We start from the raw sequence: 12,087 nt of genomic DNA on the forward strand, positions 1-12,087 counted from the left end.
GGTGAGGCGGGCTACCCGGCGAGCAGTCCGTGGCGCAGCACCAGGGTCACCGGTCCCGCCGTGCTGAACCCGGTCGACGAGGCGACCTGGGTGTCGACGAACGCGACCGCCCAATACGGACTCGCGGCGATCCAGTGCCTCGCCCTCGTGGGGGACAGGATGCCGGGCTGACGTGGTGCCGCCGCGGGCTCGTCGGGAGCCCGCGGCGGTGCACGGCTGGATCTCCTTGCTGCCGAACGGTTCGACAGCATCGACTGCGCGTCGTTGACACGTTCTGACGCTTTCGCGAGACGCGGATCGGGCCGAGAGCAATTACGTGCTCACCGCGGCCCAGGTGGCCGTCACCGACTCCGCCGGTGGCTCGCTGGCGCTGAACGTCCCGGCGTCGAGCGGCAACGGCTACCTTACGTCTACGCCCTCTCGCTGGTCCGCACCTCCTGACCAGCCACGCGCGTTCACGACTCGAACGCGCCGATGTCGGGCTTGCCCTGGTACAGCGGGGTTCCGGCGAAGTCGCGCGCGCCGGGATCGTCGATCCGCGCTCCGGCACCGATCGCCGGTGAGCCGGCGCGCGGCTTGAGCGAGTCGGCGAGGTCGAGCCGCGGCCCCGACTCCGGGGTGCCGGTGCCCTGACCGGGTGTGGCGGTGAACCTCGGGTCACCCTTGACGGCGCTGGTGTCGTCAGCGGGGATCGGCAGGGTGGCGCCGCCGTAGAGGTTGTTGCGGTACCGGACGGTGGAGCCGGTGGTGAGTGCCGCGTGCGCCACTGTCGAGTAAATGATGTTGTTGGTGATGTCGTAGGTCGACTGCAGGCTCTTGCCGTAGCCGTAGATCGCGTAGTCGCTGCGAGTGTTGTAGATCGTGTTGTTGTACACCGAGGCGCGCGATGCCGGGTCCGAGTGCAGGTAGACCTGGTAGCGGGTGTTGCGGGCGATCACGTTGTAGCGCACCACGACGTCACCGAAAGCGAACTGGCACAGGAGGATGCCGTCACCGTTGTCGTGCGTGTAGTTGTACTGCACGACCTGACGGGTGGTGCCCTTGTCCGGGTCGATGCCGTTGGAGTCCGCGCCACCCGCGCGCTGCCTGGTCTCGGACACTTCGTTGAGCTGGATCGTCACGTCGTCGGCGAAGTAGGTCTCGATGCCGGACGTGCCAGCGCGGTTCACGACGTTGTGTTCTATCAGCGCGTGCCGGACGTCGGTGAGGTAGATGCCGTTGCAGCCGTAGTCGGTGTTCGGGTGGCTGATGTGGTTACCGCGGATGACGACGTTGGTGTGCGGGGCGAACTGCGCGTCGTCCGGCCTGGTCCTGGTGCCCCAGCCGGTGGCGACCGCGCCGGGGGCGTCGCCGGTGTACTGCTTGACGACGATGCCCGCGAACGAGGTGTTCGTGATCACCGAGTTCTGCACCGTGATGCCGTTCAACGTGGTCGGCGTGGCCGGAGGCGCCTGCGGATTCGGCACGCCGGTGTCGAAGACGATCCCGCCCGTCCTCTTGGAACGGTCCCAGCCCATCCTGAACCTGATACCGGGCTTGTCGCCCGCGGTGTCGCCGCTGATCCAGTTCACCTCGCCGGTCACGTCGTGCACGCGCACGCCGTCGATGACGAAACCCTCCAGCTTCCCGCCCCTGTCGCCGGTGACGTGGATGCCGCGCAGGCCCTTCAGGTTCTGCCCCGGCGTGCCGGTGGCCGCGGCCTGGTTGGTCACCTCCAGGCCGCGGATGGTCCAGAACTGCTGGTTGGCCAGGCGCACCGCGTCGGCTACCTGTCCGGCACCGTCGACGCGCGGGGCCGCGCCGCTGCCGTACCGGTCGATCGTGATGGGCCGAGAGGCCGTGCCGGAGCCCTTGGGCCAGAGCTGACCTGTCCAGTGACTGCCCGCGCTCAGCAGGATCCGGTCACCAGGTTGGAAGGTCGTGCCGTTCACGCGGGAGAAGGAGCGCCACGCGTGACCGCTGTCCAGTCCGGACGCCGTGTCGTCGCCGTTCTGGGAGTTGACGTAGTAGGTGGTGCCGGCCTGTGGGCCTGGCTCGGCGTGGGCCGCCTGCGACGCGATCGCGGTGAGTGCGATCACGATCGCTGCGCATCTCGTGAACCATTCTGATCGCCGCATGAACCGAGGCTACGAAGGCGGGTCGCGGGCCGTCCAGGAGCTCCGTGGTCGATTCGAGTCGAAGTTGGTGGGCCAAAAGGATCTTCGCCACATTCGGTGAACGTGAGCGTGCCGAACCCGAAGACGTCGAGGGCGCTGCCTCCGCGAGCGTGCAGCGTGGCGTCAGGCCGGCGCCGACCACCCACGCGCAGTGGTCGTGTGACGCGGATCTCGTCGCACGAATGCCGGAAGTTCTTCGGGCGGAACGCGGATGGCGTCGGCCGATGCCGACTGTCTTCACTGGACTCATGGCCATCTACTTCGTGCGGCACGGCGAGTCCGAGGCGAACGAGCAGAACCGGTTCGCGGGCAGGCAGAACACGCCGCTGACCGACCTCGGCGTCCGGCAGGCCCACCAGGCCGGCAACGCCGTGGCGGCGCTGGGCATTCGGTTCGACGAGGTGCACACGTCCACATTGGACCGGGCGCGGCGGACGGCGAGCATCGTGACCGGGCACCTCGGTCACGAGCCGGGTACCAGGGTGGCGACGCACGCGCTGGACGAGCGCGACTTCGGCGTGTTCACGGCCGCGAACAAGAGTCTGGTCAAGAAGGCGGTCGGGTTCCGCGGTTACACCGAGTTCTTCCACTCGACCACCGGCACGCCGCCGGGAGGGGAGAGCTGGGAGGAGCTCAGGGATCGCGTGCGCCGCTACTACCTGGAGGTGCTGCTGCCGTCGTCGCTGGCCGGTCGGCAGGTTCTCGTCGTCACGCACAAGTACGTGGTCGAGATGTTCGCGGTGGTGCTCGCCGACCTGCACGACTACCGCGACCTGAAGATCCCCAACGCCCGCCCGCTGTCGGAGGAGGACCTCCGCCGGATCGCGACCGCGCCGGCGGTCACGGCGAAGATCAACGACCTGGGTGAGCACGTCGAGATCCGGCTGCCCGTGCTGCTCGCGGCCGCGTGCGCGCTCGGCGCGTTCCTCCAGCTGGTGCTGCGCACTCCGCTGCCCGCACCGGTGCTGTCCGTCGCGATCACGACGTTGCTGATGTGCAGCACGTTCTTCGGCATGCTGAGACTGCAGCCGAAGATGCTGCGGGTCACCCACGGCCTCGGCCGGCTCGCGGCGGGCACGTTGCTCAAGTCCGCTGCCGGAGCGGCGCTGCTGCTCACGACGGACAGCGTGCCGTTGCTGCTGCTCGGCCTCGCGCTGCTGGTGCCACCGGCCACGCTGGCCCCGGTGCTCGCGCTGTTGTGGGGCGGCGACTTCCACGCCAGCGTGCGCCACACGCTGACCGCGTCGCTGGTCACACCGGTGGTGCTGCTGGTGGTCGCGGCAGCCCATCACGACCCGCTGCCGCGCGGTCTGCTGGCCGCTTCCGCGATCGTGCTGCTCTCCGCCGTGACGGTGCCGACGCTGGTCGCGCAGCGGCTGCGGCGACGCGACCCGATCACGGCCGGCCGGCTCACCACGAACTGGAACTGGCTCGGCTCGGCGGCGCTCGTCCCGCTCGCCGGGATCACCGGGTACGCGCTCACCCCGGCGACGGAGCTGCCCTCGGCGCTGATGCCCTTCGGCATGGTCGAGGCGGCCCTGGTCGTGGCTGCGTTCGCGGTGCCGCGGCTCCTCGTCGGGGTGCTCGAGTCGCGCCGTCACCTCTACGTCACGCAGGGCACGCCGAACGTGTTCCTGTGGCTGACGGTCGCCGCGCCATTGGTGGCGCGGGCAGGAGCTCTCGTGAAGCTGCTGCCCGCGCTCACCGCCACCGTCTTCTTCGCCGCACTCGTGCTCGACGAGCACATCTTCGTGCGGATGTTTCGCCGCCGGTTGGCCGCTTCGCGCTGACGCCTGACAGCGCGCGCCGCGAGATCCGGGCGTTCCGGCCACAGCCTCACGGCGCCGACATGCGGTTCCACTGATGGAACGGTGTGCCACTGACCGAACCATCCATCGTCTCAACTGGCCGCGAACCGTCCCGACCGAACCGTGATCGACCGAACGTCCACAGTATTTGAAGTCGATGAATTGACGCTGTGAACGTTCCCAACCTAGCTTGGCGATGTCTCGATCTTGCCCTGAAGGCGTGAACGTCCTTTGCTAGGAGTGGTCATGGCAAACCCCGCGACCAGGTGGGAAGAGCAGGTCGACGCACGGACTCTGCGCGTCGCCGGCGAGCAGGAGCGCCGCATCGCCGAGTTCCGCGCGAAGGTGCGCGAGGCAGGTGAGCGGTGGGCGGGCGCACGGCCGGCCGGGCTGGCCGAGCTGTTGCGTGAGGCCGCGGCGGACGATCCTGAACTGGCACGGCTCGCACGGGCGAGCGGACAACTGCTCGAGGACTTCATGGAGGGGCTCAGCCGCACCGTCGCCGCGCCGTCCGGAGATCTCGCTGCCGACCTGATCGACGGCAGGCACGTGCCGTCCGACGTGCTCGAACGGCTTTCGCCGACCTACGTGGTGACAGCGGCGCGGTCGGCCGCTGACCGGCCGGCCGAGGTCGGCCGGGACTTCGAAGGTCACGGAGTGATGTTCACCAGGAAGGCCGGCGGACTCGTGCTGCTGGTGCCTGGCGGTGACAGCGCGCTGTTGGACCGCATCACCGCCCGGCTGGCCGATGGCGCGAGCTGGGTCGCCACGGCCAGAGGCAAGGTGACCGAACTGGCCGGCGCCTACGCGGAAGTCTCCGACGTGCTGCACCTCGTCGTCGCGGGATGCCGGCCGTTCGGCGTGTACGGCATGACCGACGTGCTGGTGGAACACGCGATCACCAGGAACGACTCCGTGGCGGCCCGGCTGGCGGAGGTCGTCCGGCCGCTGCGGGAGAACCAGGCGCTGTGGGAGACGCTCGTGGCGCTCGTCCGCACGGACTTCAACCGCAACCAGGCGGCGCGCGATCTGTTCATTCACCGCAGCACGATGGACTACCGCCTGCAGCGAATCACCAAGATGACCGGGTGTGACCCCGTCAGCAGCCGCGGCAGTCAGCTGCTGAGCGCGGCGCTCATCGCCGACGCGGTGGCGTGACCTCGCGGGCAGGTCCGGGCCGAGTCGTCACAGGGTCCTGACTTCGCACCGCCAGCCGTTCAGCGTGAACGTCTTCGGGCCGGGCTCTCCTGGCTCTGGGTGGCGTTGAACCTCAGCCACTGCGAGCTGCCCGCGCGGATGGTGGCGGAGGCGGCGACGTCGCTGGCCTTCACGTCCGCACCGGACTGCTCGATCATGGTGTTCCACGTCTCCGTCACGGTTTCCCCGCGGGCGAAGGCCCAGTGCAGCGTCCAGCGGACGATGTCGGTGTTCCCCGTGTTGGCGATGGTGATCTCGGCGTGGAAACCGCCCTGCCACCGCTTGGCGACACGGTACGTGACGGTGCACCCGTACGTTGGAGCGGGTGCGCGGCGGCGGGGGCGTGGTCGGAGGAGTCGGAGAGCGGGCGCCCTTCGCGTTGCCCAGGCACGGTGGGCCCCAGAGGTCCAGGCCTGCCCTCGACGCGGTGGCCTCGGCGGCGCCGAACGCGGGGTCGTGCGGTGCGTCCTCGATCGCGGCCAGCCCGTCGATGACGATCCGGCTGCCGTCCGACAGCAGTACGGTGCGGCCGTCATGTATGTCGCGCGGAACTTCCTTGCGCCACGCGGCATCGGACGGCTGCACGGGATTCCGCTGTGCTGATCCACGGGCGTTTGGACGCCGGCGGTCCGCTCGGCACGGCCTGGGTGCTGCACCGGGCCTGGCCGGGAGCGAGCTCCTGGTGCTCGGCGGTCGTCGCCGCCACCGATGTCCACAACGGACAGACCTCAGCGCGGGAAACGCCGGGCGCGCGGTACGGCCACGTGCCCGGCTTTGGATCTGGTGCGCCTAGTAAACGTGGACCTGGTAGCGGTTCAGGGCCTCGACAACCGGCTGGAAGAACGTCTCGCCACCGGACCGGCAGTTGCCGCTGCCACCTGAGGTGAGGCCGTACGCGGTGCTGCCGGAGTACAGCGGGCCGCCGCTGTCGCCCGGCTCGGCGCAGATGTTGGTCTTGATCATGCCGTGGACCGAGCCCGCGGCGTAGTTCACCGTGGCGTTGACGCCGGTGACCGTGCCGCAGTGGATGCCGGTGGTGGCGCCACGGCGGCACGCACGCGCGCCGACGGAAGGGTTGGCCGCCTTGGTGATGTCCTGCGAGCCGACCGCGCCGCTGCGGGCGATCGAGGAGTCGTACCGGACGATGCCGTAGTCGTTGCCGGGGAAGCTGCTGCCGGTGCGCGGACCGATGTAGCGGCCGCTCGCCGACCACGCGGAGCCGATGTTGGTGCAGTGGCCCGCAGTGAGGAAGAAGTCCTTGCCCGAGGCGTCCTTCACGTTGAAGCCGAGCGAGCAGCCGGCTCCGCTCGTCTGGATCGCCTCACCGCCGCTGATGAACGGGCGCAGGGTGCCCGGCGTGCGCCGCACCTCGACCGTCTCCCCGTGGCGGGCGGCGACCTGCTGGATCAGGCCGAGCTGCGGTGCGGTGACCGTGTCGTCCACGGAGACCACCACGCGGCCACTGGCCGGGGCGGTCGACCAGGCGGTGCCGGGAACGCGGGCGGTGGCGTCGAGGTCGGCGGTGGCCTCGAGGGCGAGAGCCGAGACGCCGGACGCGGCCATGGCCTGCGGGGCCTGCACGGCCACGGCGGCGATCAATCCGGCAGCGGCCACACCGGTGGTGACGAGCCGCGTGACTGACTTCTTCATTGCCATCCCTTCCTCCAGGAAGTGAGGGAAACGTCCGCTGGGCCGGGGCAGGGGCCGGGCCCAGCAGACGGCAGGGTTGCGAGTGGCAGAACCATAGGTTGCGGATCCATCTCGTGATCGTTTCCGCACGCCCTGGTCAAGAACTGTCAAAGGCGTCTCAGCAGGCCGAGCCCCCTCGCGGATCGCCTCGCCGTGGCTGATGTCCTTCGTGGTGCCGCTGAAGGTGACGTCGGCGGCGCCGGCGAAGGGCTTCGCCTCCGTGTCGGCGAGCGCGGTCCGCGGGCCGGTGATCGCGTGTGCCCACCGTGGCGGTGAGCACGCGAGATCTTGCGATCACGGAAACCCCTCTGGTGGTGCGCCTCTGCGAACGCACGGCGAATTCTTCTCCGACGAACGACCAGAGGATCTCGTCGAATTCCGGAAACGGGTGTCGGCCAGTAAGAAGAAGATAATTTCCCGGCGGTCACGCTGGCTCAGGCGAAGTGGAGAGATCAAAGACTGTCAAAGAGCTCGCCGAAACGAGCGCCGAGCCGCAGGTGCAGCCGGCTGAGCTCGTGGCTGAGCTGCGTGTTGAGCGCGGCCGTCACCGCGGGCATGATCGGCCGAGCGATGTTCACGGCGGCGTCCAGATCTCCGCGGCACGCCTCGCTGTCGGCGAGGCGCAAGGTCAGCAGCAGCCTGCTGCCGTGCATCCGCGAGGGCACGTTGAGCAGCGAGGTCTCCGCGAACGCCACCGCGCGGTCGGCCATCTCCGGCAGGCCGGTGGTCTCCGCCAGGTCCCGCAGGCCACCGGCCAGGTGCGAGGCGATGAAGGTCTCGCCCTCCGCGCCGGTCAGCCACGGCGCCTCGATCCGGTCGCGGGCGCTGAGCCGCTCGGCGCCGCGCTGGGCGGCGTCCGCCAGGGAGGTGAACGCGCGGTAGTCGCCAAGCAGCGCGTGCGCGCGTGCCTGGTCGAGTTTCGCCTGCACGGCGGTCCACCGCCGGCTCCTGTCCACCGAGGCGGCCGCCTGGGCGTACTCGAGCGCCGTCGGGCCGTCGCCTTCGATCAGCGCGATCACGCTCATGCTGCTCAGCGCCTCGCACGCGGTCGGCAGGCCGTCGGAGGCGAGCGCCCACTCCACGCTGCGCTGCAGCCACGTCATGGCGATGCCGTGCTGCCCCCGCTTCACGCGCAGCCAGCCGGCCAGGTCGGCGTACCGCGCGGCCAGCTGCAGCAGGCCGTCCGCCTGGTCGCCGCGCGCCTTCGGCACCACGGTCATGAGCGAGCGCAACGCCTGCTCGGCGGGCAGCGCGAGGTCACCGCCGCTCGTGCTGATATCGGCCTCGACGTAGGTCGTGAGCAGCGCCGCGAACCCGTGCAGCGTCTCGGTTCCCACGGTGCGACCGTCGACGCCGGGCACGTCCGCGATCCCGGTGGGCACCGGTGCCGCGCAACCGGAGTCGCCGTGCGACGGGCAGGTGATGCCGAACATCGGCAGCTGTACCTGCCTCGCCTGGCACGGCCGCGGCGGCTCGCCGCCGTGCGGTGCGCGGGGCAGCGGAATCGCGGTGGTTCCGGTCGCGACGCAGAGGTCCGCGCGCATCCGGGCGCGGATCTTCGTGGCCAGGGCGAGCAGCGTGCCGCCCGCGGCCAGCACGTCGTCCGCCTTGCTCGCGAACGAGATGCGCGGCTCGCGGGCGCCGCTCTCGATCTTCGAGACGTAGGTGTGGTGGTAGCCGAGGCGGGCAGCCAGCTGGACCTGGGTGAGCCCCACCTGCTCCCGCAGGCGGCGCAGCTGCAACCCGAATTCTTCACCGGCCGACGCCGTCGTCATTGTCCGGCACCCCCGCGCACTCATCAGTTTCGGCGCCGGACGCGGAAGGCAGCCAAATCGCGCCCGGCTCGGTGAACGTTAACGGTAAATGGTGACGCTGTCAGCAGTCTGAACGGCTTGGCGGTGTTACCGCTGACATTTTCGAATCGAATTCGACAGTTCTTCCGATTGTCGAAGCGGGCTCACCGTTCGCCGAGATCGGCGGCTGTGGGGACGGGGCCACCGCCGTCGGGGATGGGCCTGCCGGAGTCACGCCACGCCACCGCGGCGGGAAAACCGTGCTGTGCGGCGAACTCCTGGAACCAGCGACCTTCCGGGGAGTGCCGGGTGATGCCGTCGAAGAGGGTCGCGAGAATCTGGGTGCCGTGCAGACCCATGTTGTCGTACGCCTGGTTGATCATCAGCTTCTGCATGACCAGCTGGTTGACCGGGACACCGGCGATGCGGTCCGCCAGTTCCTCCACCGTGCGGTCGAGCTCGGTGGCCGGGACCGCCTGCAGCACGAGACCCCACGCCGCCGCGGTGGTGCCGTCGATCGTGTCCCCGGTGAGCAGCATCCGCTTGGCCCGCTCGGCGCCGAGCCGGTAGACCCACATCGCGGTGGTCGGGCAGCCCCACACCCTCGCGGGCATGTAACCGATCCGGGCGTCCCGCGCCATCACCACCAGGTCGCAGGACAACGCGATGTCGCTGCCGCCCGCCACCGCGTGGCCGTGCACCTTGGCGATGGTCGGCTTCAGTGAGCGCCACAGGCTGAAGAAGTCGTCGGTGTTGCGCTTCATCATCCGGTAGTCCTGGACGGGATCCCACACGGGCGGCTGCGTGAGATCGCCGTCCTCGGCGTACTGCTTGAGGTCGTAGCCGGAGCTGAACGAGCGTCCCGCGCCCTGCAGCACGATCACTCTCACAGCCGGGTCCTCGTTCGCCCGGTCGACCAGCTCGTGCAGCCGCCTCGCCACCTCCGCGGTGATCGCGTTCAGCCGGTCGGGCCGGTTCAGCGTGAGGTAGGCCTTGCGGTCGCGCACCTCGTACCGGACGACGTCACTCATCCGCAGCTCCTTCCGCTTCCAGCGAGCGGCCGTTCAGGATCGCCCGCACCACCGCCGTCCAGTCCGCGATCAGGCGTTCGGTGCCGCGCCGCTCGCCGCGCAGCACCTCGGAGATCGCGAGGCCGCGCAGGAACTGCACGGTCAGCGACGCCACCAGTCCGTAGTGCGCGGACGCCACCAGGTCCGCGCCGAAGACCTCGCCGACGACCCGGTGCAGCTCCACGCGCGCCCGCTTCTCCTCCGCCCGCAACACCTTGCGCAGTGCGGCATCCGTGCGTGCCGCCGCCCACAGCTCCAGTTCCGCGATGAACGCGGGGCGCACCGTCGAGGCGCACAACACCCGGATCGCGCGGCCGATCCGGTCGAGGCCGGCGGGCACCTCGCGCTCCGCCTCGCGCACCGCCGCCTCGTTGCGCTCCATCAGCGAACGGATCGTGGCACCGAGCAACGCCTCGCGCGTCGGGAAGTGGTGCAGCAACGCCCCACGGCTGAAGCCGCCGGCCCGCTGCACCTCGGCGGTCGTCGTGGCCGCCAGGCCGCGGTCGACCAGCAGGTCGACCGCCACCTGCACGATCCGCCGCCGGGTCGCCTCGCGCTGCGCCGCGCGCACTCCCGGTGTCTCCTCGTCCGACGACATGCTGTGGAGAGTTTCGCAGTCAGCCCTGACTGTCAAGGCTCTGGCTGCCTCGCGAATCCCTCCACAGTGGACACCAGGCCGACCGCCGATCCGCCAGGAGGTGCCGCAGCACGCCGTTGTTCTCGCGGTCCGACCTCGTGCCCCTCTCGATCAGGCGGCCTGCCCGGGATCGGCCGAACGACTGACCTTCTCCCACGCGCGCCAGGTCGCCAGGCGCTGTTCGTGCACGGCGAGCACCAGGTCGTAGCCGCGCGACGCGAGGAGCAGCCGGGTGGGCGGCTCCTCCGCGTCGACGGCCGCGAACAGGGCCTCGACGCTGTCCTGCGCCGTGGGGGCTGTTCCCCAGTCCTGCCGCGCGTCCCGCAAGAACTGGTACGCGGGGTGGGGCTCGGAATGAGCCGCGGAGGCTGTGGCCCACTCGGTCGCGAAGCCGGACGGCTCGATGAGAGTGGTCTTGATGCCGAACGCGGCGACCTCCTGGGCCAGCGCCTCGGTGAGCCCTTCCAGTGCCCACTTGGAGGCGTTGTAGACGCCGAGGCTGGGGAACGCCAGCACGCCACCGATGCTGGACACCTGCACGATGTGCCCGCCGCCCTGCTCGCGCAGCAACGGCAGTGCGGCCTGGGTGATCCACACCGCGCCGAAGAAGTTCGTCTCCATCTGGGCGCGGACCTCGTCCTCGGTCAGCTCCTCCACGGTGCCGAAGTGGCCGTAGCCCGCGTTGTTGACGACCACGTCGAGGCGGCCGAAGTGCCGGTGGGCGGCGCGGACCGCCGCCATGCCCGCCGCTCGGTCGTCGACGTTCAGCTCGATCGGCAACAGCGCGTCGCCGAAGCGGCCGGCCAGCTCTGCCAGCGTGCTCGTGTCGCGGGCGGTGGCGGCGACGCGATCGCCGCGCTTCAGTGCCGCGGTGGTCCAGGCACGGCCGAAACCGCGGGAGGCACCGGTGATGAACCACGTCTTGGACATGGTGGATCCCTTCTGGGGTCCGGCGGGGAGGCCGGAGGTGTTGTGACCGCTTCACCTTACGCCTAACGTGTCTCACTGTGTCAAGTTTGGCTTCATGGGAATATTCAGGCCTCTCGTGACAGCTGAGGTAACCTCAGTCCATGGACGAGCCGAAGGTGGGACTCCGGGAGCGCACCCGCAACGCGGTGCGTCAACAGCTGGGGCGGACTGCCGTGAAGCTGTTCGTGGAGCAGGGTTTCGAGGCGACGACGGTCGAGCAGATCGCGGCCGCGACAGGCCTGTCGCGGCGCAGCTTCCACCGGTACTTCTCCGGCAAGGAGGACGTGCTCGGCCAGTGGTTCGTCGAGATGGGTCAGCAGATCGCCGCGGAGCTGGAGGCACGTCCCGCCGCGGAAACGCCGTGGTACGCGCTGCGCCGGTCCTTCGACGGCCTGGTGGAGGCCCTGAGCGCCCGGCCGGAGTCGTTGCTGCTGACCCGCATGATGCTGAACACCCCGGCGTTGCACGCGAGCCATCTGCAGAAGCACGCGCACTGGGCGGCTGTGCTCGCCGACGTGCTCCAGCGTCGCCTGGAGAAGTCCGGCGGCACGGCGAGGATCGCCGCGGTCGCGCTCGCCGGTGCGGCGCTGGCCGGCCTCGAGTCTGCGCAGGCGGAGTGGGTCGCCGAGGACAACGAGCGGCCTCTCGGCGAGCTGGTGGACGAGGCCATGAACGCCATCACGCCGCTCGAGGCCTGACCCGAGGTCTTTGACAGTTCTTGACGGTCTCACGCGGAAGGCTGCTCCGAACCCCTTGCGCTCCTACGGT

11 protein-coding genes are annotated in these 12,087 nt (G+C 69.9%); 4 read left to right on the forward strand and 7 right to left on the reverse strand.

Annotated features, from left to right (window positions below; all coding sequences use genetic code 11):
• Positions 1 to 171 (forward strand): exo-rhamnogalacturonan lyase family protein (locus ACWEIJ_RS41145; RefSeq protein ID WP_449842807.1); only part of this gene is annotated, 171 nt, incomplete at its 5' end.
• Positions 172 to 455: 284 nt separating this feature from the next.
• On the opposite strand, the gene ACWEIJ_RS41150 is transcribed toward ACWEIJ_RS41145, so the two are convergent.
• A complete protein-coding gene (locus ACWEIJ_RS41150; protein ID WP_449842720.1) occupies positions 456 to 2,078 on the reverse strand; it encodes a right-handed parallel beta-helix repeat-containing protein in 1,623 nt (540 codons plus the stop codon).
• A 326-nt stretch (positions 2,079 to 2,404) separates the two neighbouring features.
• On the opposite strand from ACWEIJ_RS41150, the gene ACWEIJ_RS41155 reads away from it, so the two are divergent.
• Together ACWEIJ_RS41155 and ACWEIJ_RS41160 are read left to right on the forward strand one after the other, a co-directional pair.
• The gene (locus ACWEIJ_RS41155) at positions 2,405 to 3,946 is read left to right on the forward strand and encodes a histidine phosphatase family protein (RefSeq protein WP_449842721.1); all 1,542 of its coding nucleotides are present in this window, start codon (positions 2,405 to 2,407) and stop codon (positions 3,944 to 3,946) included.
• 264 nt (positions 3,947 to 4,210) lie between these two features.
• On the forward strand, positions 4,211 to 5,122 hold the full coding sequence (locus ACWEIJ_RS41160) for a PucR family transcriptional regulator (RefSeq protein ID WP_449842722.1): 912 nt from the start codon (positions 4,211 to 4,213) through the stop codon (positions 5,120 to 5,122).
• 59 nt (positions 5,123 to 5,181) lie between these two features.
• On the opposite strand, the gene ACWEIJ_RS41165 is transcribed toward ACWEIJ_RS41160, so the two are convergent.
• From ACWEIJ_RS41165 to ACWEIJ_RS41190, 6 genes are all read right to left on the reverse strand, one after another.
• Positions 5,182 to 5,733 carry a cellulose binding domain-containing protein gene (locus ACWEIJ_RS41165; RefSeq protein WP_449842723.1) on the reverse strand — a complete coding sequence of 184 codons (552 nt, stop codon included), beginning with the start codon at positions 5,731 to 5,733 and terminating at the stop codon, positions 5,182 to 5,184.
• Positions 5,734 to 5,950: 217 nt separating this feature from the next.
• On the reverse strand, positions 5,951 to 6,811 hold the full coding sequence (locus ACWEIJ_RS41170; protein ID WP_449842724.1) for a S1 family peptidase: 861 nt from the start codon (positions 6,809 to 6,811) through the stop codon (positions 5,951 to 5,953).
• Positions 6,812 to 7,302: 491 nt separating this feature from the next.
• Positions 7,303 to 8,625, reverse strand: coding sequence for a helix-turn-helix domain-containing protein (locus ACWEIJ_RS41175; RefSeq protein WP_449842725.1), 1,323 nt, complete (start codon positions 8,623 to 8,625; stop codon positions 7,303 to 7,305).
• A gap of 182 nt (positions 8,626 to 8,807) precedes the next feature.
• A complete protein-coding gene (locus tag ACWEIJ_RS41180; protein ID WP_449842726.1) occupies positions 8,808 to 9,674 on the reverse strand; it encodes a crotonase/enoyl-CoA hydratase family protein in 867 nt (288 codons plus the stop codon).
• Positions 9,667 to 10,311: a TetR/AcrR family transcriptional regulator gene (locus tag ACWEIJ_RS41185; protein ID WP_449842727.1), complete on the reverse strand. Its 645-nt coding sequence runs from the start codon at positions 10,309 to 10,311 to the stop codon at positions 9,667 to 9,669. Before ACWEIJ_RS41185 ends, ACWEIJ_RS41180 begins: the two co-directional genes overlap by 8 nt.
• A 150-nt stretch (positions 10,312 to 10,461) precedes the next feature.
• A complete protein-coding gene (locus ACWEIJ_RS41190; RefSeq protein ID WP_449842728.1) occupies positions 10,462 to 11,280 on the reverse strand; it encodes an SDR family NAD(P)-dependent oxidoreductase in 819 nt (272 codons plus the stop codon).
• Between the two features lie 140 nt (positions 11,281 to 11,420).
• Between ACWEIJ_RS41190 and ACWEIJ_RS41195 the strand changes: the two genes are divergently transcribed.
• Positions 11,421 to 12,017 carry a TetR/AcrR family transcriptional regulator gene (locus tag ACWEIJ_RS41195; protein ID WP_449842729.1) on the forward strand — a complete coding sequence of 199 codons (597 nt, stop codon included), beginning with the start codon at positions 11,421 to 11,423 and terminating at the stop codon, positions 12,015 to 12,017.
• The last annotated feature ends 70 nt before the right edge of the window (positions 12,018 to 12,087 follow it).

Source organism: Lentzea sp. NPDC004789 (assembly GCF_053601075.1).

What these genes read in the sequence shown, in the direction of transcription:
- ACWEIJ_RS41195 (WP_449842729.1), top strand. Translation starts at nt 11,421, where the DNA reads ATGGACGAGCCGAAGGTGGGACTCCGGGAGCGCACCCGCAACGCGGTG.
- ACWEIJ_RS41190 (WP_449842728.1), bottom strand. Translation starts at nt 11,280, where the DNA reads ATGTCCAAGACGTGGTTCATCACCGGTGCCTCCCGCGGTTTCGGCCGT.
- ACWEIJ_RS41170 (WP_449842724.1), bottom strand. Translation starts at nt 6,811, where the DNA reads ATGAAGAAGTCAGTCACGCGGCTCGTCACCACCGGTGTGGCCGCTGCC.
- ACWEIJ_RS41185 (WP_449842727.1), bottom strand. Translation starts at nt 10,311, where the DNA reads ATGTCGTCGGACGAGGAGACACCGGGAGTGCGCGCGGCGCAGCGCGAG.
- ACWEIJ_RS41175 (WP_449842725.1), bottom strand. Translation starts at nt 8,625, where the DNA reads ATGACGACGGCGTCGGCCGGTGAAGAATTCGGGTTGCAGCTGCGCCGC.
- ACWEIJ_RS41155 (WP_449842721.1), top strand. Translation starts at nt 2,405, where the DNA reads ATGGCCATCTACTTCGTGCGGCACGGCGAGTCCGAGGCGAACGAGCAG.
- ACWEIJ_RS41160 (WP_449842722.1), top strand. Translation starts at nt 4,211, where the DNA reads ATGGCAAACCCCGCGACCAGGTGGGAAGAGCAGGTCGACGCACGGACT.
- ACWEIJ_RS41180 (WP_449842726.1), bottom strand. Translation starts at nt 9,674, where the DNA reads ATGAGTGACGTCGTCCGGTACGAGGTGCGCGACCGCAAGGCCTACCTC.
- ACWEIJ_RS41165 (WP_449842723.1), bottom strand. Translation starts at nt 5,733, where the DNA reads ATGCCGCGTGGCGCAAGGAAGTTCCGCGCGACATACATGACGGCCGCA.